Genomic DNA, 20,701 nt, shown 5'->3' with positions numbered 1-20,701 from the left:
TCACCCGCAGCCGGGGCGGCATCCGGTCGCAGACCGGAGAAACAGGCACGCGCGCTGGCGGGTCGCGCGCTCAGGCTTCGGCGGGAGTCTGTGCCGCGCGGCCGGAGCCGCGTTTGCGCACCTCGCGGAGCACCATCTGCTCGGGGCACACGGTCGAGAGGAAGTCGCCGACCGAGAGCGCCAGGCGCTCGCCCACCAGCGAGTAGAGGATTCGGTTGGCATCGCGTCGCTCGCTGACGAGCCCGGCCTGACGCAGCACGCTGAGGTGCCGCGAGATGGTCGGCCCACTCGACGAGAATCGCGACGCGATCTCGCCCGCCGCGAGCTCCCCCTCTTTGAGGTCCTGAAGAATCTGACGCCGGGTCGGGTGGGCCAACGCGGTGAAGATGTCTGACGCGCTGTCTGCCATGTTTGCAATATAGCACTCGAGCTAGATACACCTCCGGCGAGCGGAATCCGTCAGATCGAGTGCACCAGTTCGACGATGCGCGTGAGCTGATCGGGGTCGGTCTCGGGCGGCACGCCGTGTCCGAGGTTGACGATGTGGCCACGGGCAGCGCGACCGCGCTCGACCACGTCGCGCACATGAGCCTCGAGCACCGGCCACGGAGCCGAGAGCAGCGCCGGGTCGATGTTGCCCTGCACCGAGACGTCTGGTCCGAGGATCGCCGCGGCCTCGTCCAGCGGCAGTCGCCAGTCGACGCCGACACCGTCTGCGATGCCGCCCAGCCGCATGTCCGCGAGGAAGGGCCCGGTGCCGACGCCGAAGTGGATGCTCGGCACTCCGATGCCCTCGAGTGCCACGTGGGAGTGCGGGGCGACGAAGGCGCGATAGTCGGCGGTGCTCAGCGATCCCGCCCACGAGTCGAACAGCTGCACGACGGATGCTCCGGCATCGCGCTGGATCTCGAGGAAGCGACGCGAGACCTGCGCCAACCAGCCCGCGAGACGGTTCCACGACTCGGGATCCGAGTGCATCATGGCCCGAGCGCGCAGGTGCTCCTTCGACGGGCCACCCTCGACCAGGTACGCCGCGAGGGTGAACGGTGCACCCGCGAAGCCGATCAGGGGGGTATCACCGAGCTCCGCTGTGACGATGCCGACAGCCTCGGCGATCGCGGTGCCGTCGAGTGAGAGCGGATCGATCGCCGTGATGCGGTCGACGTCGGCCGCAGTGCGCACGGGATTCGCGAAGACGGGACCGCGGCCGGCCTCGATCTCGACGTCCACACCGGCAAGACGCAGCGGGATGACGATGTCGCTGAAGAACACCGCGGCATCCACACCGTGGCGACGCACCGGCTGGAGGGTGATCTCGGCGGCGAGGTCGGGCGTGAGGCAGGCGTCGAGCATGCGCGTTCCGACCCTCAGCTCGCGGTACTCGGGCAGCGACCTGCCCGCCTGCCGCATGAACCAGACGGGGGCATGCTCGGGTCGGGGGCCGGTGAGGGCGCGCAGCAGCGGAGCATCGGAGAGGGCCATGCCTCCATCCTCCCATCCGGTCCTGGGCCGACCTGCATGAAGCCTCAGGTAGAATCGATGCGTGCTGCTGGTTGTCACGGCGAGTCACAAGACCGCCTCCTTCGAATTGCTCGAACGCCTGAGCCGCACCCCCGACGACGTCGCCTCCACTGTGGTGGACATGGCGTCCTGCGTGCAGGGTGCGGTCGTTCTTGCTACCTGCAACCGCTTCGAGGCCTACGTCGAGATGGACGAGCCGGTCACCGCCGCGGGTGCGATCGGCGTCGAGGCGGTTCTCGAAGCCGTCGAATCCTCGACCGGCATCAGCACCGCAGAACTCGACGGCGCCTACGAGGTGCACTCCGGCCGCCGTGTCGCCGAGCATCTCTTCTCGGTCGCCTCAGGACTCGAATCCGTCGTCTCCGGCGAGGGCGAGATCGCAGGGCAGGTGCGCCGCGCGCTGAAGTCCGCCCGCAAGGAGGGCACCACCTCCCCCGAACTCGAGCGACTGTTCCAGCGCGCGAGCCAGGCGCAGCGCAAGGTCAAGAACGTCACGGCACTCGGCCGTGCGGGCCGGTCGCTCGTGCGACTCGCGCTCGAACTCGCCGACAGCCGAATCGCCGATTGGTCGACCGAGCGCGTGCTGCTCGTCGGCACCGGCGCCTACGCCGCGGTCACGCTCGCGACGCTCCGCGAGCGCGGGGCCGTCAACATCTCGGTCTACTCGCCCTCTGGTCGCGCCGAGAAGTTTGCCGCGAAGCACGGCATCCGCCCGGTAGCGGCCGAGGACTACGCTCGCATCGCGTCGCGATCGAGCCTGCTGATCACCTGCACGGCCGCGACAGAACCCGTGCTGACCCCTGAGCATCTGCAGGCGCCGACCGGCATCGCCCCAGAGGGCTGCCCCGTCTCGTCGCACAGCCAGATGGTCGTCGACCTGGGCATGCCCCGCAACGTCGATCCCGCTGTCGCGACCCTCGAAGGCGTCGCGCTGCTCGACCTCGAGACCATCAGCCTGCACGCCCCGCTCGAAGAGCTGCAGGCGACGGATGCCGCGCGCACCGTCGTGCGCGAGGCCGCCGACACCTTCCACGTCGTCGGCAGCCGACAGAGCGTGACTCCGTCCGTCGTCGCCCTGCGGTCGCACATGTTCGCGCTGTTGGAAGCCGAGATCGGCCGCGCCCGCGCGCGCGGCGATGAAGACGGCAAGGTCGAGCAGGCGCTTCGCCACCTCACCGGCGTTCTGCTGCACACGCCGACCACGCGCGCGCACGAGCTCGCGGCCACCGGTCAGGCGGATGAGTTCGCCGCCGCACTCTCGACGCTGTACGGCATCAAGCCGGTCGAGCCTGCGCAGTCGTCCGACGACGCCGCGACCGCCTGAGTCGCGACCCCTTCTGCACAGGACCCTTCGGCCGGGGCCTGTCCCCCACCCTCGGGAATCGGACGACGACCGGGCCACGCGCATCGCTCCTGCTTCATATCGTCGAACCCATGACAGCGCCCGACGCTCGGCGCAGACTGGGAGCATGCTCGTGGACCCGAATGTGATCGGCATCATCATCGCCCTCTTCGCGTTCACGGCCACGGTGCTCGGCGGGGTCTCTCGCATGATCGCCCGTCAGTCCCGAGGGCTGGAGGTGCGTTTCGACAGGATCGACGAGCGGTTCACGAAGGTCGAAACCGACATCGCCGACCTGAAGACGGAACTCAAGGCGGACATCGCCGAGGTCAGAGTCGAGATGGCCGATCTCAGAACCGAACTCAAGGGCGACATCGCCGAACTCAGAACCGAACTCAAGGGCGACATCACCGAACTCAGAACCGAACTCAAGGGCGACATCACCGAACTCAGAACCGAACTCAAGGGCGACATCGCCGAACTCAGAACCGAACTCAAGGGCGACATCGCCGAACTGCGGGCCGAACTGAAGCAGGAGATCTATGAGGTCAAGACCGAGCTCAAGGGCGACATCGCCGACCTCCGGGTCTCGATCGCGCGCTTGGAGGGCCCTCTCCCGAAGCTGCAGCGCATCTGAACCCGGCCCGTGAGCGTGAGGGTGAGGGTGTCAGACTGGAGACATGGCCCTTCACATCACCGGAGACACCGCCGCAGACGCTCTGCTCACCGACAACCCTCTCGCGCTTCTGGTCGGGATGCTGCTGGATCAGCAGGTTCCCATGGAGACCGCTTTCGCCGGACCGCTGAAGATCGAGCAGCGCACCGGAGCCACGGATGCGTCCACCATCGCCGGCATGGACCCTGACGAGTTCCTCGAGGCGTTCAAACAGACCCCGGCCGTCCACCGCTTCCCTGGCTCGATGGCCACCCGCGTGCAGACCCTGTGCCAGGATCTCGTCGATCAGTGGGGTGGTGACGCGTCGGCGATCTGGACCGACGGCGATCCCTCCGGAGCCGAGGTTCTGAAGCGGCTCAAGGCTCTGCCCGGCTTCGGCGAGCAGAAGGCGAAGATCTTCCTCGCACTGCTCGGCAAGCAGTACGGCTTCACGGGCGAAGGCTGGCGTGAGGCCGCCGGCGACTACGGCATCGAGGGCTCCTATCGCAGCGTCGCGGACATCGTGTCACCCGAGTCACTGACCAAGGTGCGCGAGCACAAGAAGGCGATGAAGGCCGCGGCGAAGGCGAAGGCGTGAAGCCCACCGGCGACGACGTCGCAGGCCTCATCGCCCGTTCCAGCCCCGCGATCCGTCGTCGGGATGCCGAGACACTGACGGCGCTGATGCAGGACATCACCGGTCGCGACCCGCAGACCTGGGGCACGATCATCGGCTTCGGCAGCTGCCACTACCGGTACCCGACAGGCACCGAGGGCGACAGCGGACTGCTCGGCTTCGCACCCCGCAAGGCGGCGACCACGATCTATCTGTTCGACGGCATCGATGCCCACGCTGACGCGCTCGCGGCACTCGGCCCGCACACGACCGGCGTCGGATGCCTGTACATCAAGGACCTGGAGCAGATCGATCTCGCCGTGCTCCGTGGCATCCTCGAGCGCTCGCTCGCCTGGGTCGAGGCCGGCGGCACGGATCAGGTGCAGCTCACTGTGACCGGCTGACCCGGCTGACTGACCGGCCCGGCTGACCGACTGACCCGGCTGACCGGCTGACCCGGCTGACTGACCGGCCCCTGACGGAAGACCCCCTCGTGCGAGCGAGGGGGTCTTCGATCAGTTACGGAGGCGGACGACTCAGTGCGCCCCGGCGAAGAACTCGCGGATGTCGCCGGCCAGCACCGCCGGGCGCTCGAGGGCGGCGAAGTGGCCGCCCTCGTCGAAGCGGTTCCAGTGGACGATGTTCGAGTTGTCGCGCTCTGCGAAGACTCGGATCGTCTGGAAGTCGTCCTTGAAGACCGCGACACCGGTGCGTGCGGCGTTGATGCGCGGCTCCGCCCCTTCCCCCGCATCCGCTCGCGCGTTCTCGAGGTAGCTGCGGCTCATGCCTGAGGCCGCGTTCGCGAACCAGGCGACGCTCACCTCGAGCAGGATCTGATCCAACCGCACGAGCGACGTGCCGTTGCCGAACGAGTTGAAGAGCTCGCTGTAGGCGAGCAATCCGATCGGAGAGTCGCTGATGCCCACCGAGACGGTCTGCGGGCGAGACGAGTTCATCGCGTTGTACCCGCCGACCGACTGGAACCACTGCATGTGCTCGAGCCCGGCGTAGTCCTGCGGCTCGAGCTTCTCGAACTCGGCAGGGTCTCCGGAAGGGAACGAGAAGAGCTGCAGCACATGCAGTCCGAGGAAGCCGTCGGGGTTCAGCAGGCCGAGCTCACGCGCGACCATCGCACCGTTGTCGGAGCCGTGGATCCCATAGCTGTCGTACCCGAGCCCGCGCATCAGACGGTCGTACGCCGCGGCGACCCGGGCCGTCGTCCAGCCCGCCGAGGACAGCGGCTGCGAGAAGCCGTAGCCGGGAGCATCCGGGATCACGACGTCGAAGGCGTCCGCCGCCCGCCCGCCGTGCGCGACCGGATCGACGAGCTCGTCGATCAGGTCGAGGTAGTCGACGGCGGATCCGGGGTACGTGTGGGCGAGCAGCAGCGGCGTGGCACCCTTGTGCGCGGAGCGGACGTGGATGAAGTGCAGGTTCTGTCCGTCGATCTCGGTCGTGAAGTGCGGGACGGCGTTGATGCGGGCCTCGGCGGCGGTCCAGTCGAAGTCGCGCCAGGCGTCGAGCGCTTCGCGAAGGTAGGTGTTGGGGGTTCCCGCATCCCAGTCATCCGTCGGCGAAGGCTGCGGAAGACGGGTCCGGGCGAGGCGATCATGCAGATCGGCGACCTCTGCGGCTGGCACCGAGACAGTGAAAGGCCTAGCGGAGAAGGGGCTGGGGGTGCTGTTCGTGTTGTCCATATCTCGAGAGTAGAAACCCAATAGGCTGGATACCTTCCTAATGGGAGAATCGCTTTCAGGAGTTCTCATGGCCGATCCGACAGCTCGATTGCTCGCCCTTCTGGCTCTGCTGCAGACGGGCCCCGAGCGCTCCGGCACCGAGCTCGCCTCGCGTCTGGGGGTCTCTACCCGCACCGTCCGCCATGACGTCGAGCGCCTCCGCGACCTCGGCTACCCGGTCGATGCGACGCGGGGATCGATCGGCGGATACCGGCTCGGCTCGGGCGGCAAGCTTCCGCCCTTGCTTCTCGACGACGAGGAGGCCGTCGCGGTCACAGTCGGGCTGCGGGCGGCGGCGGGGATAGCGGGCATCGCGGAATCGGGCGCCAGGGCGCTCGCGAAACTCGAGCAGGTGCTGCCCTCGCATCTTCGTCCGACGGTCGACGCGCTGCGCTCGAGCGTCGACCGCGCGCCCGAGAACAATGACACCGACGCCCCGGACCCTGAGGTCGACGCCGCCACACTGCAGGCGATCGCCACCGCGATCCGCGGCGAGGAATGGCTGAGGTTCGACTACGAGAGCGTGGCGACGCTCGTCGAGCCGTATCGCCTGCTCACCTGGCACCGACGCTGGTATCTCGTGGGCCGTGACCTGCAGAGCGGCGAGTGGTCGACCTACCGCGTCGACTGGATGGAACTGCGGATGCCGACGCGTCGCCGTTTCGAGCCGCAGCCGCTGCCCGGCGGCGATTACACCGCCTTCGCGATGCGCACGATCGCGGTGAGCGGATGGGTCGTGCACGCCAGACTCCGGATCGATGCTCCCGCCGAGGCGGTGCTCGCCCGCATCCATGCCGCAGTGGGCGTGGTCGAACCCGTCGACGAGACGCACTGCATCCTCGTCACGGGTGCTGACAGCCTCGACACCGTCGCCGCGTACATCGGGATGCTGATGATGGACTTCACGGTCGAGTCGCCACCGGAGCTGATCCCACGGCTGCAGGTGCTCTCGGAGCGCTACGCCCGCGCCGTGACGGGCTCAGCTGCCGGATCACGGGGATCCGGCAGCTGACACATCACGCGCCCTTGAGGCGATCGGCGAGGTACTGGTGCAGCTCGTCGATCGAGACGCGCTCCTGCGCCATCGTGTCGCGGTCGCGCACGGTGACGGCACGGTCGTCGAGCGAGTCGAAGTCGATCGTGACGCAGAACGGCGTGCCGATCTCGTCCTGTCGACGGTAACGGCGACCGATCGCACCCGCGTCGTCGAAGTCGACGGCCCACGAGCTGCGCAGCGTGTCGGCGACCTCGCGGGCGAGCGGCGACAGTCGCTCGTTGCGGCTCAGCGGCAGCACGGCGGCCTTCACCGGCGCGAGACGCGGGTCGAGCTTGAGAACGGTGCGGACGTCGGTGCCGCCCTTGGCGTTCGGAACTTCTTCTTCGCGGTACGCGTCGACGAGGAACGCCATCATGGCGCGAGTGAGGCCGAACGAGGGCTCGATCACATACGGGGTGTACCGGTCGCCGGTGGCCTGGTCGAAGTAGGTCAGGCTCTGGCCCGACGCCTCGCTGTGGCTCGACAGGTCGTAGTCGGTGCGGTTGGCGACGCCCATGAGCTCACCCCACTCCTTGCCCGTGAAGCCGAAGCGGTACTCGACGTCGATCGTGCCGGCGGAGTAGTGCGCCCGGTCGTCTTCGGGCACGTCGAACTGACGCATGTTCTCCGGATCGATGCCCAGATCGATGAACCAGTTCCAGCACGCCTCGACCCAGTGCTCGAACCACTCCTGCGCCTCGGCGGGCGGCGTGAAGAACTCGATCTCCATCTGCTCGAACTCGCGGGTGCGGAAGATGAAGTTACCGGGGGTGATCTCGTTGCGGAACGCCTTGCCGACCTGTCCGATGCCGAACGGCGGCTTCTTGCGGCTGGCGGTGAGCACGTTCGAGAAGTTCACGAAGATGCCCTGTGCGGTCTCGGGGCGCAGGAAGTGCAGGCCGGACTCGTCGTCGACGACACCCAGGTACGTCTTGACGAGACCCGAGAACGACTTCGGCTCGGTGTACTGGCCCTTGGTGCCGCAGTTCGGGCACGGCACGTCGGCGAGGCCGTTCTCCGCCTTGCGGCCCTTGCGCGCCTCGAAGTCCTCGATGAGGTTGTCGGCACGGAAGCGCTTGTGACAGCTCAGGCACTCGACCAGCGGGTCGGTGAAGGTGGCGACGTGACCCGACGCCTCCCACACGCGCTTGGGCAGGATGATGCTGGAGTCGAGGCCCACCATGTCGCCGCGGCCGCGCACGAACGTCTGCCACCACTGGCGACGGATGTTCTCTTTGAGCTCCGTGCCGAGGGGCCCGTAATCCCACGCGGACCGCGAACCGCCGTAGATCTCACCCGCCTGGAAGACGAACCCGCGGTGGCGGGCAAGGGCGATGACCTTGTCAAGACGGGACTGTTCGGCCACGGTGGCTCCAATGGTCGGCGGTGGGAAAGCCCGTGATCACGGGCACATCAATCCTATCCGCGACCGCTTCGCCGCAGCACCGGGCCTCGGCCCCTCACGCCGTGACTCACGCCGTGAAGAGGTAGCCCTTCTCGACGTCGAAGCCCGCGAGCGTGAGGCCACTGCTCAGCAGGCCCTCCATCTGCGCACGAAGGCGGGTGCGCCACTCGTGCGCGGCATCGGGATCCTCGACCCGGATCGTCTCGATGTCGGAGGGGATCTCGAGCGTCTCGACGACCGCATCGGATTCCGGGGACTTCGCGATGTCGGCGAGCGCCCATTCGACGTCGAGCCGGTCGCTCTCGTCTCCTGCATCCCCTCCCCCGAAGATGCCGTATCGGTTCACCGAGTACCCGGTCACGCGAGCGCCGAGAACGGTGAGGAAGAAGTGCGCGTTGCGCGCGACGAGCGGGTCGAACGTCCAGGTGATGCGCCCGACATCACGCGAGAACGCCCACTGGCGCTGGTGCTCTTTGAGTTCGCGCCCCCAGCCGCGTCCGCGGTACTCGGGCAGCAGTGCCGTGATGTGCGAGTGCATCGCCCGGCGTCCCGGGGCGCCGAAGAAGGCGATCGAGGCACCGACCATGCGCTCCTCCCCGCCCTCGGCGTCGAAGAGTCCGACGACGTAGTTGCCGGACTGCTGCAGGGCGCGCAGAGTACCGGCGTCGATCACGCGCTCGGGGCCCCGGATGGAGTCGAGCAGGCCCTGCGCGTCGATGATGAGTTCAACGGTGTCCAGATCACGGATGGTTCGCACGCCCCCAGTCTGCCCCTCCGGTCGCAGATTTCGGAATCGCACGGCCCGAATGGGCTGGGATGCGCGCGCTGACGGGGCGTACCGTGGAGTAATGGCAACCAGCGATACGACGGCCGAGAAGTCCGACACCCGGTTCTTCGGGCAGCCCTGGGCGCTCGTCCACATCTTCGGCGTCGAGATGTGGGAGCGCTTCAGCTTCTACGGCATGCAGGGCATCCTGCTCATCTACCTCTACTTCTCGGTCAGCGAGGGAGGCCTCGGACTCTCCCAGGCCGTCGCCGGTGGCATCGTCGGTGCGTACGGCGGGTCGGTCTACCTCTCCACCATCCTCGGCGCCTGGATCGCCGACCGGATGCTGGGCTCGGAGCGCGTGCTGTTCCTCAGCGCGATCGTGATCGTCGCCGGGCACGTGGCCCTGGCTCTCCTCCCCGGCTTCGTGGGCGTGGGCGTCGGTCTCGTGCTCGTCGCCCTCGGCTCGGGCGGCCTCAAGGCGAACGCGACCTCGGTGGTCGGCACGCTCTACAGCGCAGACGACACCCGTCGAGATGCCGGCTTCTCGCTCTTCTATCTCGGCATCAACCTCGGCGCCTTCATGGGTCCGATCCTCACCGGCATCCTGCAGTCGTCGCTCGGCTTCCACTACGGCTTCGGGCTCGCCGCCATCGGAATGACACTCGGACTCGTGCAGTACTCGTTCGGTCGCAAGGCGCTGCCCGACGAGGCCCGGCGCGTGCCCAACCCGCTCCCCTCCTCGCGGTATCCGCTGGTCGCGATCATCGCGCTGGCGGCGATCGCGCTCATCGTCGTGCTGGTGCTCGTCGGCGTCATCAAGGCCGACAACCTGTCGACCATCGTGATCATCGGCACGATCGTCGCCGCCGTCGCCTACTTCGCGGTGATCCTCAGCAGCCGCCGGATCGACGGCACCGAGCGCTCGCGCGTATGGGGCTTCCTGCCCCTCTTCGTCACGAGCGTCGCCTTCTGGTCGCTGTACCAGCAGCAGTTCACCGTGCTCACGGTCTATTCGGACGAGCGCCTCGACCGCAACATCTTCGGATTCGAGATGCCGGTCTCGTGGGTGCAGTCGATCAACCCGGTGTTCATCATCATCCTGTCGGGCGTCTTCGCGGCGATCTGGACGCGCCTCGGCACCCGCCAGCCGTCGACCCCGGTGAAGTTCGCCCTCGGCGCGATCATCATGGGCGCAGCCTTCCTGCTCTTCCTGCCGTTCGCCGGAGGAGGTGCGAACTCCACTCCACTGCTCGCGATCGTCGGCATCCTGTTCGTGTTCACGGTCGCCGAGCTGCTGATCTCCCCGGTCGGCCTGTCGGTGACGACGAAGCTCGCACCGAAGGTCTTCCACACGCAGATGGTCGCGCTGTTCTTCCTCTCGATCGCCCTGGGCACCGCGATCTCGGGTTGGCTCGTGCGGTTCTACGATCCGAAGAACGAGGTGCCGTACTTCTCGATCCTCGGTGGCATCGCGATCGTGGTCGGCCTGGGGCTGCTCTTCGCCGTGAAGCCGGTGCTGCGGCTCATGAAGGGCGTGAACTGAGGATGCTGCGCAGCTGAAGGGCGTTCCGCTTCTGGTCGCGCGCGCCCGGGTGTCGCGGGCGCCGATAGCCTGAAGGGATGGGAGAGAACGATGATCGCGCGCGCAGAAGACTCTCCCGAACACCTCCGAAGTGGGCGATCGTCGCGGTTCTGGCATTCGCCGGACTCTGCTCGTCGTTCATGTTCACGCTGGTCGTGCCGCTGCAGGCCGAGCTTCCCCGTCTGCTGAACGCATCTCGCGAGGACACCACCTGGGTCGTCACGATCACGCTGCTCGTCGCTGCCATCGCGACCCCGATCTCGGGCCGCCTCGGCGACATGTACGGCAAGCGGCGCGTGGTGATCGTCCTGCTCGGGCTGCTCATCCTCGGCTCCCTGATCGCCGCGCTCTCCGGCTCGATCGTGGGTGTCATCATCGGCCGTGCGCTGCAGGGCGCCGTCACGGGGGTCGTGCCTCTCGGCATCGCGATCATGCGCGACGTGCTCCCTCCCGAACGCCTCGGCACCGCGGTCGCGCTGATGAGCGCCACGATGGGCGTCGGCGGTGCGATCGGGATGCCGGTGGCCGCCCTCCTCGCCGAGAACGCCGACTGGCACTGGCTGTTCTGGCTCGCCGCCGCGCTCGGAGTCGTCGGCCTCGCACTCGTTCTTCTCGTGGTCCCCGAGGATGTGCTGCGCTTCCCCGGCCGTCTCGATGTGCTCGGCGCAATAGGTCTCGCGATCGGCCTCACCGGCATCCTGCTGTTCGTCTCGCGGGGAGCCGAGTGGGGCTGGACCGCTCCGCTGACTCTCACCTGCATCATCGGCGGAGTCGGCGTGCTGCTGATCTGGGGCTGGTACCAGCTGCGCACGAAGGATCCGCTGCTCGACCTGCGCGTCGCCGCCCGACCTGCGGTGCTCTTCACGAACATCGCCGCGATCGGCATGGGGTTCGCGCTCTTCGCCTCGAACGTGACGTTCCCGCAGCTGCTCGAGGGCCCCGCAGCCTCAGGCGCCGGCTTCGGACTCGACATGGTGTCGGCCTCGCTCATCATCATGCCTGCGGGGCTCGTGATGATGGTGATCTCGCCGCTGTCGGGTTGGCTCGAGCGCGCCGTCGGACCCCGCCCCCTGTTCACGGTCGGCGCCGGTGCGATCGTGCTCGCCTACGTGTTCGTGCTGCTGTGGTCGAGCGAGGTCTGGCACATCCTGGTCGGCAACCTGCTGATCGGCGTCGGCATCGGGTTCACGTTCGCCGCCATGCCGATGATCATCATGCGGTCGGTGCCGACCAACGAGACGGGTGCCTCCAACGGGCTGAACGCGCTCTTCCGCTCGGTCGGCACCTCCAGCGCCTCGGCCGTGATGGGCGGGGTGCTCGCGGCCATGAGCGTCGACGTCGGCGGGGTCTCCGTGCCCACCCGCGCGGCGTTCGATCTGTGCTTCTGGCTGGCGATCGCCGCCGGCATCGTCGCCCTGGTGCTGTCGCTCTTCATCCCGCGCCAACGCGCCGCGGAGCAGCATCCGTCGCTCCCGGGGTAGGCGCCGACCCGACCGTGATCAGATCACGCGCGGATCGGGGTCCGTCTCCGTCGGCGGTCGCAACCGCGCAGGGATCGGCCACTCGAGCACGAACTGCTGCACGGATGGCCGGGTGACGTCGCCGAAGTCGTCGATCTTCACCACGATGCGCCCGGGAACCCCGGCTTCATCGGGGGTGACCTCGAGGATGCGCACGCGAAGGGGTCGCTCCGCCTCGCCCTCGAGCATCCACGGATCCGCGAGCCACGCGATACCGCGCTCCTCGAGTGCCGCCTCGGCGTCGAGCCACTCGGTGGCACCGGAGGCGACGCGGCCGAGCACATCGACAGCGACCCAGGCGTCGCCCTCCGGGTGGATCCACCCGAGCAGCTCACGGTCATCGCGGCGATGCGGGGTCCAGTCGGGGCGGGGCATGCCTCCAGGCTAGTGAGCCCGGCGAGTCGGCGCTGGCGCGGCCGATCGCGGGCGCCGGCGAACTCAGTGCGTGTACTCCATGAGCTCGACGCCGAGCACGCGGAAGGCGTCGTGAGCGCGCAGCCGATGCGTGATCGACAGGTCGTCGAAGCACACGATCAGCGAGTACGCGACGCCGGCGCGGGGTCCGGCGAGCACGCCCGCCTCGGCCCGTACGCCGCGGTCGCGCCCTGTCTTGTTGATGAACAGCAGGCCGTGGGCATCGTGGTCGTGCGCGAAAGGGTCGAGCCCCGTCGATGCAGCCACCAGGCTGAGATCCTGGTTCAGGCTGAGCCACTCCGACACCTGTGCGCTCACCGAAGCGCCGACCACCTGCGAGTTCACGAGGGCCGAGAAGAGTCCCGCGAGCTCCCGCGCGGAGCCGACAGCCACCTGAGGCGCGTCGTCGGGGCCGCGCTCATCGCGGAACCGGTCGAGGAGCGCCGTGCGGCGAAGCCCCAGAGCCTCGATGCGCTCGCGCACCCGGTCGTGTCCGACCCGCTGCAGCAGCGCGTTGACCGCGATCGGATCTCCGGCCGTCGCCGCGAGCACGGCGAGGTCTTCGAGCGGAAGCGCCGGAGCGTGCAGGTGCCGCCACAGCCCCGAGCTCGAGACGGACTCGATGGCGCTGCGTTCGACGATCTCGAGCGGGTCGAGGGTTCCTGCCTCGAACGCCGAAGCGACCTCGATCAGCAGGGGGACGACGCCGAGACCCGCGATCGGCATCGTGACGTGGTCGTCGCCCGAGAGGACGTGCACGTGGCTGTCGAGGTCGACGACGTGCACAGAGACCTGGGCACCGGAATCGGCCAGCTGCTCGAGCGCCTGCAACGTCGAGGTGAACGAGCGTCGCCCCGCGGCGGCACGACGCGGCAAGCGTCGGCTGGTCCGCTGAGAGCGGCGCAGCGAGGCCAGTGACGGCCCTTCGACAGGCTCGGGAGCACCCACGCGTGATCCTTAAAGGGGGGTTGGATTGGCGGGATGCTGCAGGGTTCATCCCCCGCAGCATCGATATCGTAACCCCCTCAGGTGAGGATGCCCTACAGACTCCGATGTTTGGTCATCAGATCGTCACGCAGGAGAAAGCAGGGCACCCCCGGAACCGGATCCGGCTACGACGGACGGCTCACCAGATCGTCACACGCGAGTCCTGCGGCAGCCAGAGGGCGTCGGACTCCGCGACATCGAAGGCCTCGTAGAAGGCGTCGATGTTGCGGACGATCTGGTTGCAGCGGAACTCGTTGGGCGAATGCGGGTCGATCGTCAGCAGTCGCAGCGTCTCGGCGTCGCGGCTCTTCTGCTGCCACACCTGAGCCCACGACAGCAGCAGTCGCTGCACGCCCGTGTATCCGTCGATGACCGGCGCCTCAGCCCCGTCGAGCGAGAGCTCGTAGGCCTTCAGCGCGATGCCGAGACCACCGAGGTCGCCGATGTTCTCGCCGATCGTGAGGGCGCCGTTGACGTGGTGCGCGGCATCCAGCCCTTCAGGAACCAGCTCGTCGTACTGCGCGATGAGGGCCTTCGTGCGCTCCTCGAACGCAGAGCGGTCGGCATCCGTCCACCAGTCCTCGAGCTTGCCGGCGCCGTCGTAGCGGCTTCCCTGATCGTCGAAGCCGTGGCCGATCTCGTGCCCGATGACCGCGCCGATGCCACCGTAGTTCGCTGCGGCATCGCGGGAGACGTCGAAGAACGGGTACTGCAGGATCGCCGCAGGGAAGACGATCTCGTTCATCGACGGGTTGTAGTACGCGTTGACCATCTGCGGAGGCATGTGCCACTCGTCACGGTCGATCGGCTTGCCGACCTTCGCGACGTTGCGGTCGTGCTCGAAGATCGCCGCACGCCGCACGTTGCCGAACAGGTCGTCGCGGTCGATGACCAGGCTCGAGTAGTCGCGCCAGACAGTGGGGTGACCGATCTTGGGAGTGAACGAGTCGAGTTTCGCAAGGGCGCGCTCGCGGGTCTCGGCGGTCATCCACTCGAGGTCGGTGATGCTCCGGCGGTACGCCTCGATGAGGTTCGCGACGAGCTCGTCCATCGCGGCCTTCGCCGTCGGCGGGTAGTGGCGCTCGACATAGACCTTGCCGATCGCCTCGCTCAGCGCGCTCTCGGTGACCGAGACTCCACGCTTCCAGCGCTCGCGGATCGTGGGGACGCCGGTGAGCTCGGTGCCGTAGAACGAGAAGTTCTCCTGCACGAAGTCGTCGGTGAGATAGGGAGCTGCGGCGTGCACGACCTGTGCGCGCAGCCACGCCTTCCAGTCGTCGAGGCGCTCGGCGACGAGCAGCGTGCCGAGTCCCTCGAGGAAGCTCGGCTGGGAGACGACGATCTCGGAGAACGCCTCGGGGTTCTCGGGGGCGACGGCGTCGCGCCACGGCTCGAGGTCGACGCCCGCGAGCTCCTGGAGCTCGGCCCAGGACTTGAGGTTGTAGGTGGCGACGGCGTCGCGGCTCTTCACGTTGTCCCAGTGGTGACCCGCGAGCTCTGTCTCGAGCGCGATCGCGCGATCGGCGGTGCCTGCCGCGTCTGCGATGCCGGCGAGGGACAGCAGGCGCTCGAGGTGCGCACGGTAGGCCGCACGCGTCTCGGCGAACGTGTCGAGGCGGAAGTAGCTCTCGTCAGGGAGCGAGAGTCCCGACTGCACGACGACGGGAAGGTAGCGCTCGGGGTTCCCGGGGTCGCCGTCGACGTAGAAGCCGATCAGGTGCGCTCGGCCGTCACGGTCATACGCGCCGACCGTGCGGAGGAAGGCCGGGACGCTGTCGATGGAGTCGATCTCGGCGAGTGTCTCAGCGAGCGGCGTGACACCGGCTGCCGCGATGCGGTCGGTGTCCATGAAGCTCGCGAACAGGTCGCCGATCTTGCGCGCGAGAGTGCCGTCCTCGGCATCCTGCGACTCCTCGATGATCGCCCTGACGTCTTTCTCTGCCTGCTCGGCGAGCAGATGGAACGACCCCCAGCGCGCTTTGTCGCCCGGGATCTCGGTGCGTGCGAGCCACGCGCCGTTGACGTGACGATAGAGGTCGTCCTGCGGGCGGATGTCGGAGCTGAACTCGGAGGTCTCGAGGCCGGAGGGAAGCACGTCTGTCATGCGAACAGCCTATGCGTCGCTCCGACATCCGGGCGGGAGGGAGGGAGGCCCTCGGTATGACGTCCTGCGGCCTCAGGCCCTGCGACGGATGCCGAACCGCCGCCGCCGCGGCTGCTCCGGCGCCTCCGCGGCGGGGGCGGCGGATCTCGCCGCCCGCCTGTCGGCCCAGGCCGCGATCTCGACGTCGATGTCGCGCGGTTCCGTGACCACAGGAGGCCCGCCCTGCAGTTGACGGCGAGCCTCGATGACACGCCTGTTGAAGTCCGCGAGCACATCGCGCACGTCGGCCTCGCGCCCCAGGAGGTCGAGCTGGTCGTCGAGCTCTCGGTCTTCGGTGCGCAGCAGGATCGCCGGCGGGCCGAGTCCGGTCAGGTTCTCCTGCTCGATCTTGCGACGGATCCACCAGTCGGGGTCATGATGGGTGCCGAGTCCCTCGAGGGGCTTGCCCGCACCGGGCAGATCGTCGAAGTCGCCCCGGCGGATCGCGACCTGGATCGCCGTCTCGATGAACGCCGCCCGATCGGTCGCAGCGGCGATCCCCGGAGCGGTGCCGGACTCGGCATCCTCCTCCGAGCCGTCGCTCTGCTGCCGCGCGCGATATCGCGCCGCGGCCTCGCGTGGATCCGTCATGATGCACCTCCCGTGCCATCCGGGTGCTCCCAGCGTACGACCGGAACGGCGCAGCGAGCACTGTCGGCACCAGCCCATAGGCTCGGAGGATGACCGAGCGCACCCTCAATCGTGAGATCCTGCGCCTCGCCGTCCCCGCCCTCGGTGCGCTGATCGCCGAACCGGCGTTCCTCATCGTCGATGCCGCCCTCGTCGGGCACCTCGGAACCACCCCGCTCGCAGGCCTCGGCATCGCGGGAGCAGTGCTGCAGACGATCGTCGGCCTCATGGTCTTCCTCGCGTACTCCACGACCCCAGCGGTGGCTCGACTCTTCGGCGCCGGACGGCCGGGCGAAGCCGTCTCGGTCGGCATCAACGGCATGTGGCTGGCGCTCGCGATCGGAGCGGTGCTCGCCGCGGCGGGCGCCGCGTCGTCCCCGTGGCTCGTGTCGCTGTTCGGCGCGACCGATGCCGTGGCCACCCAGGCGAACGACTACCTCATCGTCTCCATGTGGGGTCTCCCCGCCATGCTGATTGTGTTCGCTGCCACGGGGCTGCTGCGCGGCATGCAGGACACCATGACGCCCCTGTGGATCGCGGGCCTGGGGTTCGGCGCGAACGCGCTGCTCAACGTCGTGTTCATCTACGGGTTCGGTTGGGGCATCGCCGGCTCGGCAGCCGGAACCGTCGTCGCGCAGTGGGGCATGGTCGGCGCCTACGTGCTGGTGATCCGCCGTCTCGCCGTGAAGCACGACGCCTCGCTGAAAGCGCGCAGGGACGGCATGGGCAGCACTGCGCGTTCGGGCGGCTGGCTTTTCCTGCGCACGGTGAGCCTACGGGCGGCTCTCCTCGTGACCGTCGCCGTGGCCACGGGCATCGGCACGGACGAGCTCGCCGGCTGGCAGATCGTGTTCACGATCTTCTCGGCGGCGGCCTTCGCCCTCGATGCTCTGGCGATCGCCGCGCAGGCGCTGATCGGCAAGGAGCTCGGCGCAGGTGATGAGCTCCAGGTGCACCGCGTTCTCAGGCGCACCGTCGCCTGGGGCGCATGGTTCGGCGTCGTGGTCGGTGCGCTCATCGCGGCGCTGTCGGGCGTGCTCGGCATCGTGTTCACGGGTGACCCGGCAGTCGCCGCCCTCGTGCAGCCGGCGCTCCTGATCCTGGCGGTCGCCCAGCCGATCGCGGGCGTCGTGTTCGTGCTCGACGGCGTTCTCATGGGCGCGAACGATGCCCGTTACCTCGCGCTCGCGGGCGTGCTCAACCTCCTGCCGTTCCTGCCTGCGCTGTGGATCATCGCCGCGACGGGGGTCGACGGCGCCGCCGGTCTCATCTGGCTCGCCGTCTCGTTCTTCGGCGTCTATCTGCTCGCACGGCTCGGCACCCTCGGCTGGCGCGTGCGATCAGGGCGCTGGATCTCGGCCGGCGTCTGAGACTGCACGATCGTCGCAGATCCGGAGTTCTGCACGTATCCCGGAATCTCGCCAACTCTCGCGTTCCCGCCCTGGCATTCTCATCACGAGCGAACGAGAATCGGAGCGTGCTGACCATGAACGAACCGCAGGTGTGGGTGCTGATCGGCGTCTTCGCCGCATCGATGTTCGGCATGATCACTGTCGTGTCGACACTCTTCATCCACGTCGTCAAGGCGGAGATCGGAGGCCTTCGTATGGAGGTTCTCGGCGAGATCCGCGCTCTCGACCGCGACGTGACGGCGCTCTACCGCAACACGTTCGGCATCGACAGAGACTGACCTGTCAGAAGATCAGGCGTTCTCGAGCTCGGCGATCACGATCTTCTTCATGTGCATGAGCGCCTGGATCTGCTCCGGCCGCTGCTGCAGCAGATCGAGGCCCGCCGGCACGACCTGCCAGCTGACCCCGAACCTGTCCTTGCACCAGCCGCAGGCCTCGGACTCGGGCACGGCCGAGAGCGCCGCCCAGTATCGGTCGATCTCGGCCTGGTCCTCGCACCCGATCACGAACGAGATGGACTCGTTGAAGGCGAACTCCGGTCCGCCGTCGAGGCAGCCGAACGGCGTGCCGTTCAGGGTGAACTCCCCGTTGAGCACCTTGCCGCTCATGCCCTCGAAATGTCGATCGAGCGATTCATCGGGGTAGAGCACCACCTGGTCGATCGACGAGTTCGGGAACACCGAGACGTAGTACTCCATCGCCTCCTGCGCCTGACCGTCGAACCAGAGGAACGGGCGGATGGGACTGATCTCTGCCATGGCGGCCTCCTCGGATCGGCACTCACGCTACGCCGGCGTCGGCACCGTGTCGAGGGGATGCTCCGGAGTCAGCCCGCGTATCTCCGGCACCATTCGTACATGATCACGGCGGCCGCCGCGCTCGCGTTGATCGATCGCGTCGAACCGTACTGGGTGATCTCGATGTGCGCGGATGCTGCGGCGAGCGCGGCATCCGAGAGCCCCGGCCCCTCCTGTCCGAACAGCAGCACGCAGGTCTGCGGCAGCTCGGCGCGATCCACGGGCACGGCGCCGTCGACGTTGTCGACGGCGATGATCGGGATGCCTTCGGCCGCCGCCCATTCGGCGAACGCCTCGACGTCCTCGTGGTGCACGACGTGCTGGTACCGGTCGGTGACCATGGCGCCGCGCTTGTTCCACCGGCGGCGACCGATGATGTGCACGGTGTCGGCGAGGAACGCGTTGGCGCTGCGCACGATAGAACCGATGTTCATGTCGTGCTGCCAGTTCTCGATCGCGACGTGGAACGGATGCCGCTGCGTGTCGAGGTCGGCGACGATCGCCTCCATCCGCCAGTAGCGGTAGCGATCGATCACGTTGCGCGTGTCACCCGCCGCAAGCAGCTCGGGATCGTACTGCTCGCCCTCCGGCCACTCCGCTTCACCCCCGGGCCACGGCCCCACCCCGTATCCGGGCTGCGCCGACGATCCGCCTGTCTCCGCTGCCGCCGCGGGTGCCTGCTCATCCATTCCGCCAGGCTATCCGCCACACGACGGACACCATATTTAGGTATGCCGAAAAATCCGCTACGATTTCGGCATGCCTAAAAATGCCGCGCTCGACGAGGTCGCCCCCTCAGCCCGGGCCACCGCACCCCGCAGCCTGTGGCTGCTCGGCCCCGCGCTCGTCGCCGGCGTCGCGTATCTCGACCCCGGCAACGTCGCCAGCAATATGACCGCCGGAGCCCAGTACGGCTACCTGCTCGTCTGGGTCGTCGTCGCCGGAAACGTCATGGCGTGGCTGATCCAGTACCTCTCGGCGAAGCTCGGAGTGGTCACCGGGCAGAGCCTCCCCGAGGTGCTCGGCACGCGGCTCACGCGGCCGTGGGCTCGACGGGCGTACTGGCTGCAGGCCGAGCTCGTCGCGATGGCGACCGACCTGGCCGAGGTGATCGGCGGCGCGGTCGCGCTCTACCTGCTCTTCGACATCCCCCTGCTGCTCGGCGGGGTCATCACCGGGGCCGTGTCGATGATCCTGCTCGCGGTGCAGAGTCGACGCGGCGCTCGACCCTTCGAATTCGTGATCATCGGGCTCATGGTGATCATCGCGGTCGGCTTCGTCGCCGGACTCTTCGTGGCGCCGCCGGACGCGGCGAGCGTGGTCGCAGGACTCGTGCCCCGCTTCGAGGGCACGGGGTCGGTGCTGCTCGCGGCATCCATCCTCGGCGCCACGATCATGCCGCACGCGATCTACGCCCACTCGTCGCTGACCCGAGACCGATTCGGCTCGGCGGCAGCGCACGCCCCGACCGAGGCCGCGCGCACCGAGACCTCGCGCATCCGCCGCCTGCTCACCGCGACCCGCTGGGACGTCTCGATCGCGATGGTGATCGCGGGCACCGTGAACCTCGGCATCCTGCTGCTGGCAGCCGCGAACCTCGCCGGCGTCGAGGGCACCGACTCGCTCGAGGGCGCCCATGCCGCGCTGGCCGCCGGGCTCGGCCCCGTCGTCGCCACCTTCTTCGCGGTGGGTCTGCTCGCATCGGGCCTCGCCTCGACCTCGGTCGGCGCGTACGCGGGAGCGGAGATCATGCACGGCCTGCTGCACGTGCGCATCCCGCTGCTCGCCCGGCGTCTGGTGACGCTGATCCCCGCGCTCGTGATCCTCGGCGTCGGAGTGGATCCGACCCTGGCCCTCGTACTCAGCCAGGTCGTGCTGTCGTTCGGCATCCCGTTCGCCCTGATTCCGCTCGTCGCGCTCACGGCTCAGCGCCGCACGCTCGGTCCGTGGGCGAACCGGGTATGGACGACGGCGGCGGGCATCGTGGCGTCGGTGCTGCTCATCGCTCTCAACGGCGCACTGCTCTGGCTGGTGCTGACCGGCGCCTGAGACGGCGCAGAGACGCAGAGACGCTCAGGCAGGCGCAGGAGCAGGACTCACGGAACAACACAGAACCGCCCCGAGCCGGCACGGGAA

At 68.2% G+C, this 20,701-nt stretch carries 21 protein-coding genes; 10 read left to right on the top strand and 11 right to left on the bottom strand.

Translation table 11 applies throughout. The features are described from left to right. Window positions 1-70 precede the first annotated feature (70 nt). Window positions 71-409, bottom strand: coding sequence for a metalloregulator ArsR/SmtB family transcription factor (locus tag ASF63_RS09125; RefSeq protein WP_056512362.1), 339 nt, complete (start codon window positions 407-409; stop codon window positions 71-73). A 50-nt stretch (window positions 410-459) separates the two neighbouring features. After that, window positions 460-1,482, bottom strand: coding sequence for a uroporphyrinogen decarboxylase (gene hemE / locus ASF63_RS09120; RefSeq protein ID WP_056512357.1), 1,023 nt, complete (start codon window positions 1,480-1,482; stop codon window positions 460-462). 61 nt (window positions 1,483-1,543) lie between these two features. Between hemE and ASF63_RS09115 the strand changes: the two genes are divergently transcribed. From ASF63_RS09115 to ASF63_RS09100, 4 genes are all read left to right on the top strand, one after another. Beyond that, on the top strand, window positions 1,544-2,845 hold the full coding sequence (locus tag ASF63_RS09115; RefSeq protein WP_056512354.1) for a glutamyl-tRNA reductase: 1,302 nt from the start codon (window positions 1,544-1,546) through the stop codon (window positions 2,843-2,845). Window positions 2,846-2,990: 145 nt separating this feature from the next. Continuing rightward, window positions 2,991-3,500, top strand: a complete 510-nt coding sequence (locus ASF63_RS09110; RefSeq protein ID WP_056512351.1) for a DUF1640 domain-containing protein — start codon at window positions 2,991-2,993, stop codon at window positions 3,498-3,500. 43 nt (window positions 3,501-3,543) lie between these two features. Next, entirely contained in the window at window positions 3,544-4,116 is a 573-nt protein-coding gene (locus ASF63_RS09105; protein WP_056512346.1) for an HhH-GPD-type base excision DNA repair protein, read from the top strand. Further along, the gene (locus ASF63_RS09100) at window positions 4,113-4,538 is read left to right on the top strand and encodes a DUF1801 domain-containing protein (RefSeq protein ID WP_056512342.1); all 426 of its coding nucleotides are present in this window, start codon (window positions 4,113-4,115) and stop codon (window positions 4,536-4,538) included. The genes ASF63_RS09105 and ASF63_RS09100 overlap by 4 nt, the downstream gene beginning before the upstream one ends. A 132-nt stretch (window positions 4,539-4,670) precedes the next feature. Here ASF63_RS09100 and ASF63_RS09095 read toward each other — a convergent pair whose 3' ends face one another. After that, on the bottom strand, window positions 4,671-5,831 hold the full coding sequence (locus ASF63_RS09095; RefSeq protein ID WP_056512339.1) for an epoxide hydrolase family protein: 1,161 nt from the start codon (window positions 5,829-5,831) through the stop codon (window positions 4,671-4,673). Window positions 5,832-5,898: 67 nt separating this feature from the next. Here ASF63_RS09095 and ASF63_RS09090 point away from each other — a divergent pair, with 67 nt between their 5' ends. Continuing rightward, a complete protein-coding gene (locus ASF63_RS09090) occupies window positions 5,899-6,882 on the top strand; it encodes a helix-turn-helix transcriptional regulator (protein ID WP_056512337.1) in 984 nt (327 codons plus the stop codon). Between the two features lie 4 nt (window positions 6,883-6,886). Here ASF63_RS09090 and ASF63_RS09085 read toward each other — a convergent pair whose 3' ends face one another. Then, on the bottom strand, window positions 6,887-8,272 hold the full coding sequence (locus tag ASF63_RS09085) for a glycine--tRNA ligase (protein ID WP_056512334.1): 1,386 nt from the start codon (window positions 8,270-8,272) through the stop codon (window positions 6,887-6,889). Window positions 8,273-8,378: 106 nt separating this feature from the next. Then, on the bottom strand, window positions 8,379-9,068 hold the full coding sequence (locus ASF63_RS09080; protein ID WP_056512329.1) for a GNAT family N-acetyltransferase: 690 nt from the start codon (window positions 9,066-9,068) through the stop codon (window positions 8,379-8,381). 91 nt (window positions 9,069-9,159) lie between these two features. Here ASF63_RS09080 and ASF63_RS09075 point away from each other — a divergent pair, with 91 nt between their 5' ends. Both ASF63_RS09075 and ASF63_RS09070 read left to right on the top strand, forming a co-directional pair. Then, window positions 9,160-10,623 (top strand): peptide MFS transporter, encoded by a 1,464-nt coding sequence (locus ASF63_RS09075; protein ID WP_056512325.1) that lies wholly within the window; start codon window positions 9,160-9,162, stop codon window positions 10,621-10,623. Between the two features lie 77 nt (window positions 10,624-10,700). After that, a complete protein-coding gene (locus ASF63_RS09070; RefSeq protein WP_056512322.1) occupies window positions 10,701-12,143 on the top strand; it encodes an MFS transporter in 1,443 nt (480 codons plus the stop codon). Between the two features lie 18 nt (window positions 12,144-12,161). Here the strand turns inward: ASF63_RS09070 and ASF63_RS09065 are convergent, their stop codons facing one another. The 4 genes from ASF63_RS09065 to ASF63_RS09050 form a co-directional block, all read right to left on the bottom strand. Continuing rightward, the gene (locus ASF63_RS09065) at window positions 12,162-12,557 is read right to left on the bottom strand and encodes a hypothetical protein (protein WP_056512318.1); all 396 of its coding nucleotides are present in this window, start codon (window positions 12,555-12,557) and stop codon (window positions 12,162-12,164) included. Between the two features lie 63 nt (window positions 12,558-12,620). Beyond that, window positions 12,621-13,544: a serine hydrolase gene (locus ASF63_RS09060; RefSeq protein WP_056512314.1), complete on the bottom strand. Its 924-nt coding sequence runs from the start codon at window positions 13,542-13,544 to the stop codon at window positions 12,621-12,623. Window positions 13,545-13,722: 178 nt separating this feature from the next. Further along, complete coding sequence (locus ASF63_RS09055; RefSeq protein ID WP_056512310.1) at window positions 13,723-15,687, bottom strand: M13 family metallopeptidase; 1,965 nt, start codon at window positions 15,685-15,687, stop codon at window positions 13,723-13,725. A 72-nt stretch (window positions 15,688-15,759) separates the two neighbouring features. Then, a complete protein-coding gene (locus ASF63_RS09050; protein ID WP_056512307.1) occupies window positions 15,760-16,317 on the bottom strand; it encodes a DUF1992 domain-containing protein in 558 nt (185 codons plus the stop codon). Between the two features lie 89 nt (window positions 16,318-16,406). Here ASF63_RS09050 and ASF63_RS09045 point away from each other — a divergent pair, with 89 nt between their 5' ends. Next, window positions 16,407-17,726, top strand: a complete 1,320-nt coding sequence (locus tag ASF63_RS09045; RefSeq protein ID WP_056512305.1) for an MATE family efflux transporter — start codon at window positions 16,407-16,409, stop codon at window positions 17,724-17,726. Between the two features lie 116 nt (window positions 17,727-17,842). After that, window positions 17,843-18,046: a hypothetical protein gene (locus ASF63_RS09040; protein WP_082478027.1), complete on the top strand. Its 204-nt coding sequence runs from the start codon at window positions 17,843-17,845 to the stop codon at window positions 18,044-18,046. Between the two features lie 12 nt (window positions 18,047-18,058). Here the strand turns inward: ASF63_RS09040 and ASF63_RS09035 are convergent, their stop codons facing one another. Both ASF63_RS09035 and ASF63_RS09030 read right to left on the bottom strand, forming a co-directional pair. Further along, complete coding sequence (locus tag ASF63_RS09035) at window positions 18,059-18,526, bottom strand: VOC family protein (protein ID WP_056512299.1); 468 nt, start codon at window positions 18,524-18,526, stop codon at window positions 18,059-18,061. 68 nt (window positions 18,527-18,594) lie between these two features. Beyond that, window positions 18,595-19,254, bottom strand: a complete 660-nt coding sequence (locus ASF63_RS09030) for a TrmH family RNA methyltransferase (protein WP_056512296.1) — start codon at window positions 19,252-19,254, stop codon at window positions 18,595-18,597. 70 nt (window positions 19,255-19,324) lie between these two features. Here ASF63_RS09030 and ASF63_RS09025 point away from each other — a divergent pair, with 70 nt between their 5' ends. Then, window positions 19,325-20,614, top strand: a complete 1,290-nt coding sequence (locus tag ASF63_RS09025; protein WP_056512293.1) for an Nramp family divalent metal transporter — start codon at window positions 19,325-19,327, stop codon at window positions 20,612-20,614. Window positions 20,615-20,701: the final 87 nt, after the last annotated feature.

The organism is Microbacterium sp. Leaf320 (assembly GCF_001423485.1).
Taxonomy (GTDB): Bacteria; Actinomycetota; Actinomycetes; order Actinomycetales; family Microbacteriaceae; genus Microbacterium.
Note: the sequence above shows the minus strand (reverse complement) of the source record. Positions and strands in the feature narration are given on the sequence as shown.

Bases quoted from the DNA above. Each gene is read 5' to 3' on its own strand.
- ASF63_RS09125 (WP_056512362.1), bottom strand. From the start codon at position 409: ATGGCAGACAGCGCGTCAGACATCTTCACCGCGTTGGCCCACCCGACC.
- hemE (WP_056512357.1), bottom strand. From the start codon at position 1,482: ATGGCCCTCTCCGATGCTCCGCTGCTGCGCGCCCTCACCGGCCCCCGA.
- ASF63_RS09110 (WP_056512351.1), top strand. From the start codon at position 2,991: ATGCTCGTGGACCCGAATGTGATCGGCATCATCATCGCCCTCTTCGCG.
- ASF63_RS09105 (WP_056512346.1), top strand. From the start codon at position 3,544: ATGGCCCTTCACATCACCGGAGACACCGCCGCAGACGCTCTGCTCACC.
- ASF63_RS09095 (WP_056512339.1), bottom strand. From the start codon at position 5,831: ATGGACAACACGAACAGCACCCCCAGCCCCTTCTCCGCTAGGCCTTTC.
- ASF63_RS09090 (WP_056512337.1), top strand. From the start codon at position 5,899: ATGGCCGATCCGACAGCTCGATTGCTCGCCCTTCTGGCTCTGCTGCAG.
- ASF63_RS09075 (WP_056512325.1), top strand. From the start codon at position 9,160: ATGGCAACCAGCGATACGACGGCCGAGAAGTCCGACACCCGGTTCTTC.
- ASF63_RS09070 (WP_056512322.1), top strand. From the start codon at position 10,701: ATGGGAGAGAACGATGATCGCGCGCGCAGAAGACTCTCCCGAACACCT.
- ASF63_RS09065 (WP_056512318.1), bottom strand. From the start codon at position 12,557: ATGCCCCGCCCCGACTGGACCCCGCATCGCCGCGATGACCGTGAGCTG.
- ASF63_RS09055 (WP_056512310.1), bottom strand. From the start codon at position 15,687: ATGACAGACGTGCTTCCCTCCGGCCTCGAGACCTCCGAGTTCAGCTCC.
- ASF63_RS09050 (WP_056512307.1), bottom strand. From the start codon at position 16,317: ATGACGGATCCACGCGAGGCCGCGGCGCGATATCGCGCGCGGCAGCAG.
- ASF63_RS09045 (WP_056512305.1), top strand. From the start codon at position 16,407: ATGACCGAGCGCACCCTCAATCGTGAGATCCTGCGCCTCGCCGTCCCC.
- ASF63_RS09040 (WP_082478027.1), top strand. From the start codon at position 17,843: ATGAACGAACCGCAGGTGTGGGTGCTGATCGGCGTCTTCGCCGCATCG.
- ASF63_RS09035 (WP_056512299.1), bottom strand. From the start codon at position 18,526: ATGGCAGAGATCAGTCCCATCCGCCCGTTCCTCTGGTTCGACGGTCAG.
- ASF63_RS09030 (WP_056512296.1), bottom strand. From the start codon at position 19,254: ATGGATGAGCAGGCACCCGCGGCGGCAGCGGAGACAGGCGGATCGTCG.
- ASF63_RS09025 (WP_056512293.1), top strand. From the start codon at position 19,325: ATGCCTAAAAATGCCGCGCTCGACGAGGTCGCCCCCTCAGCCCGGGCC.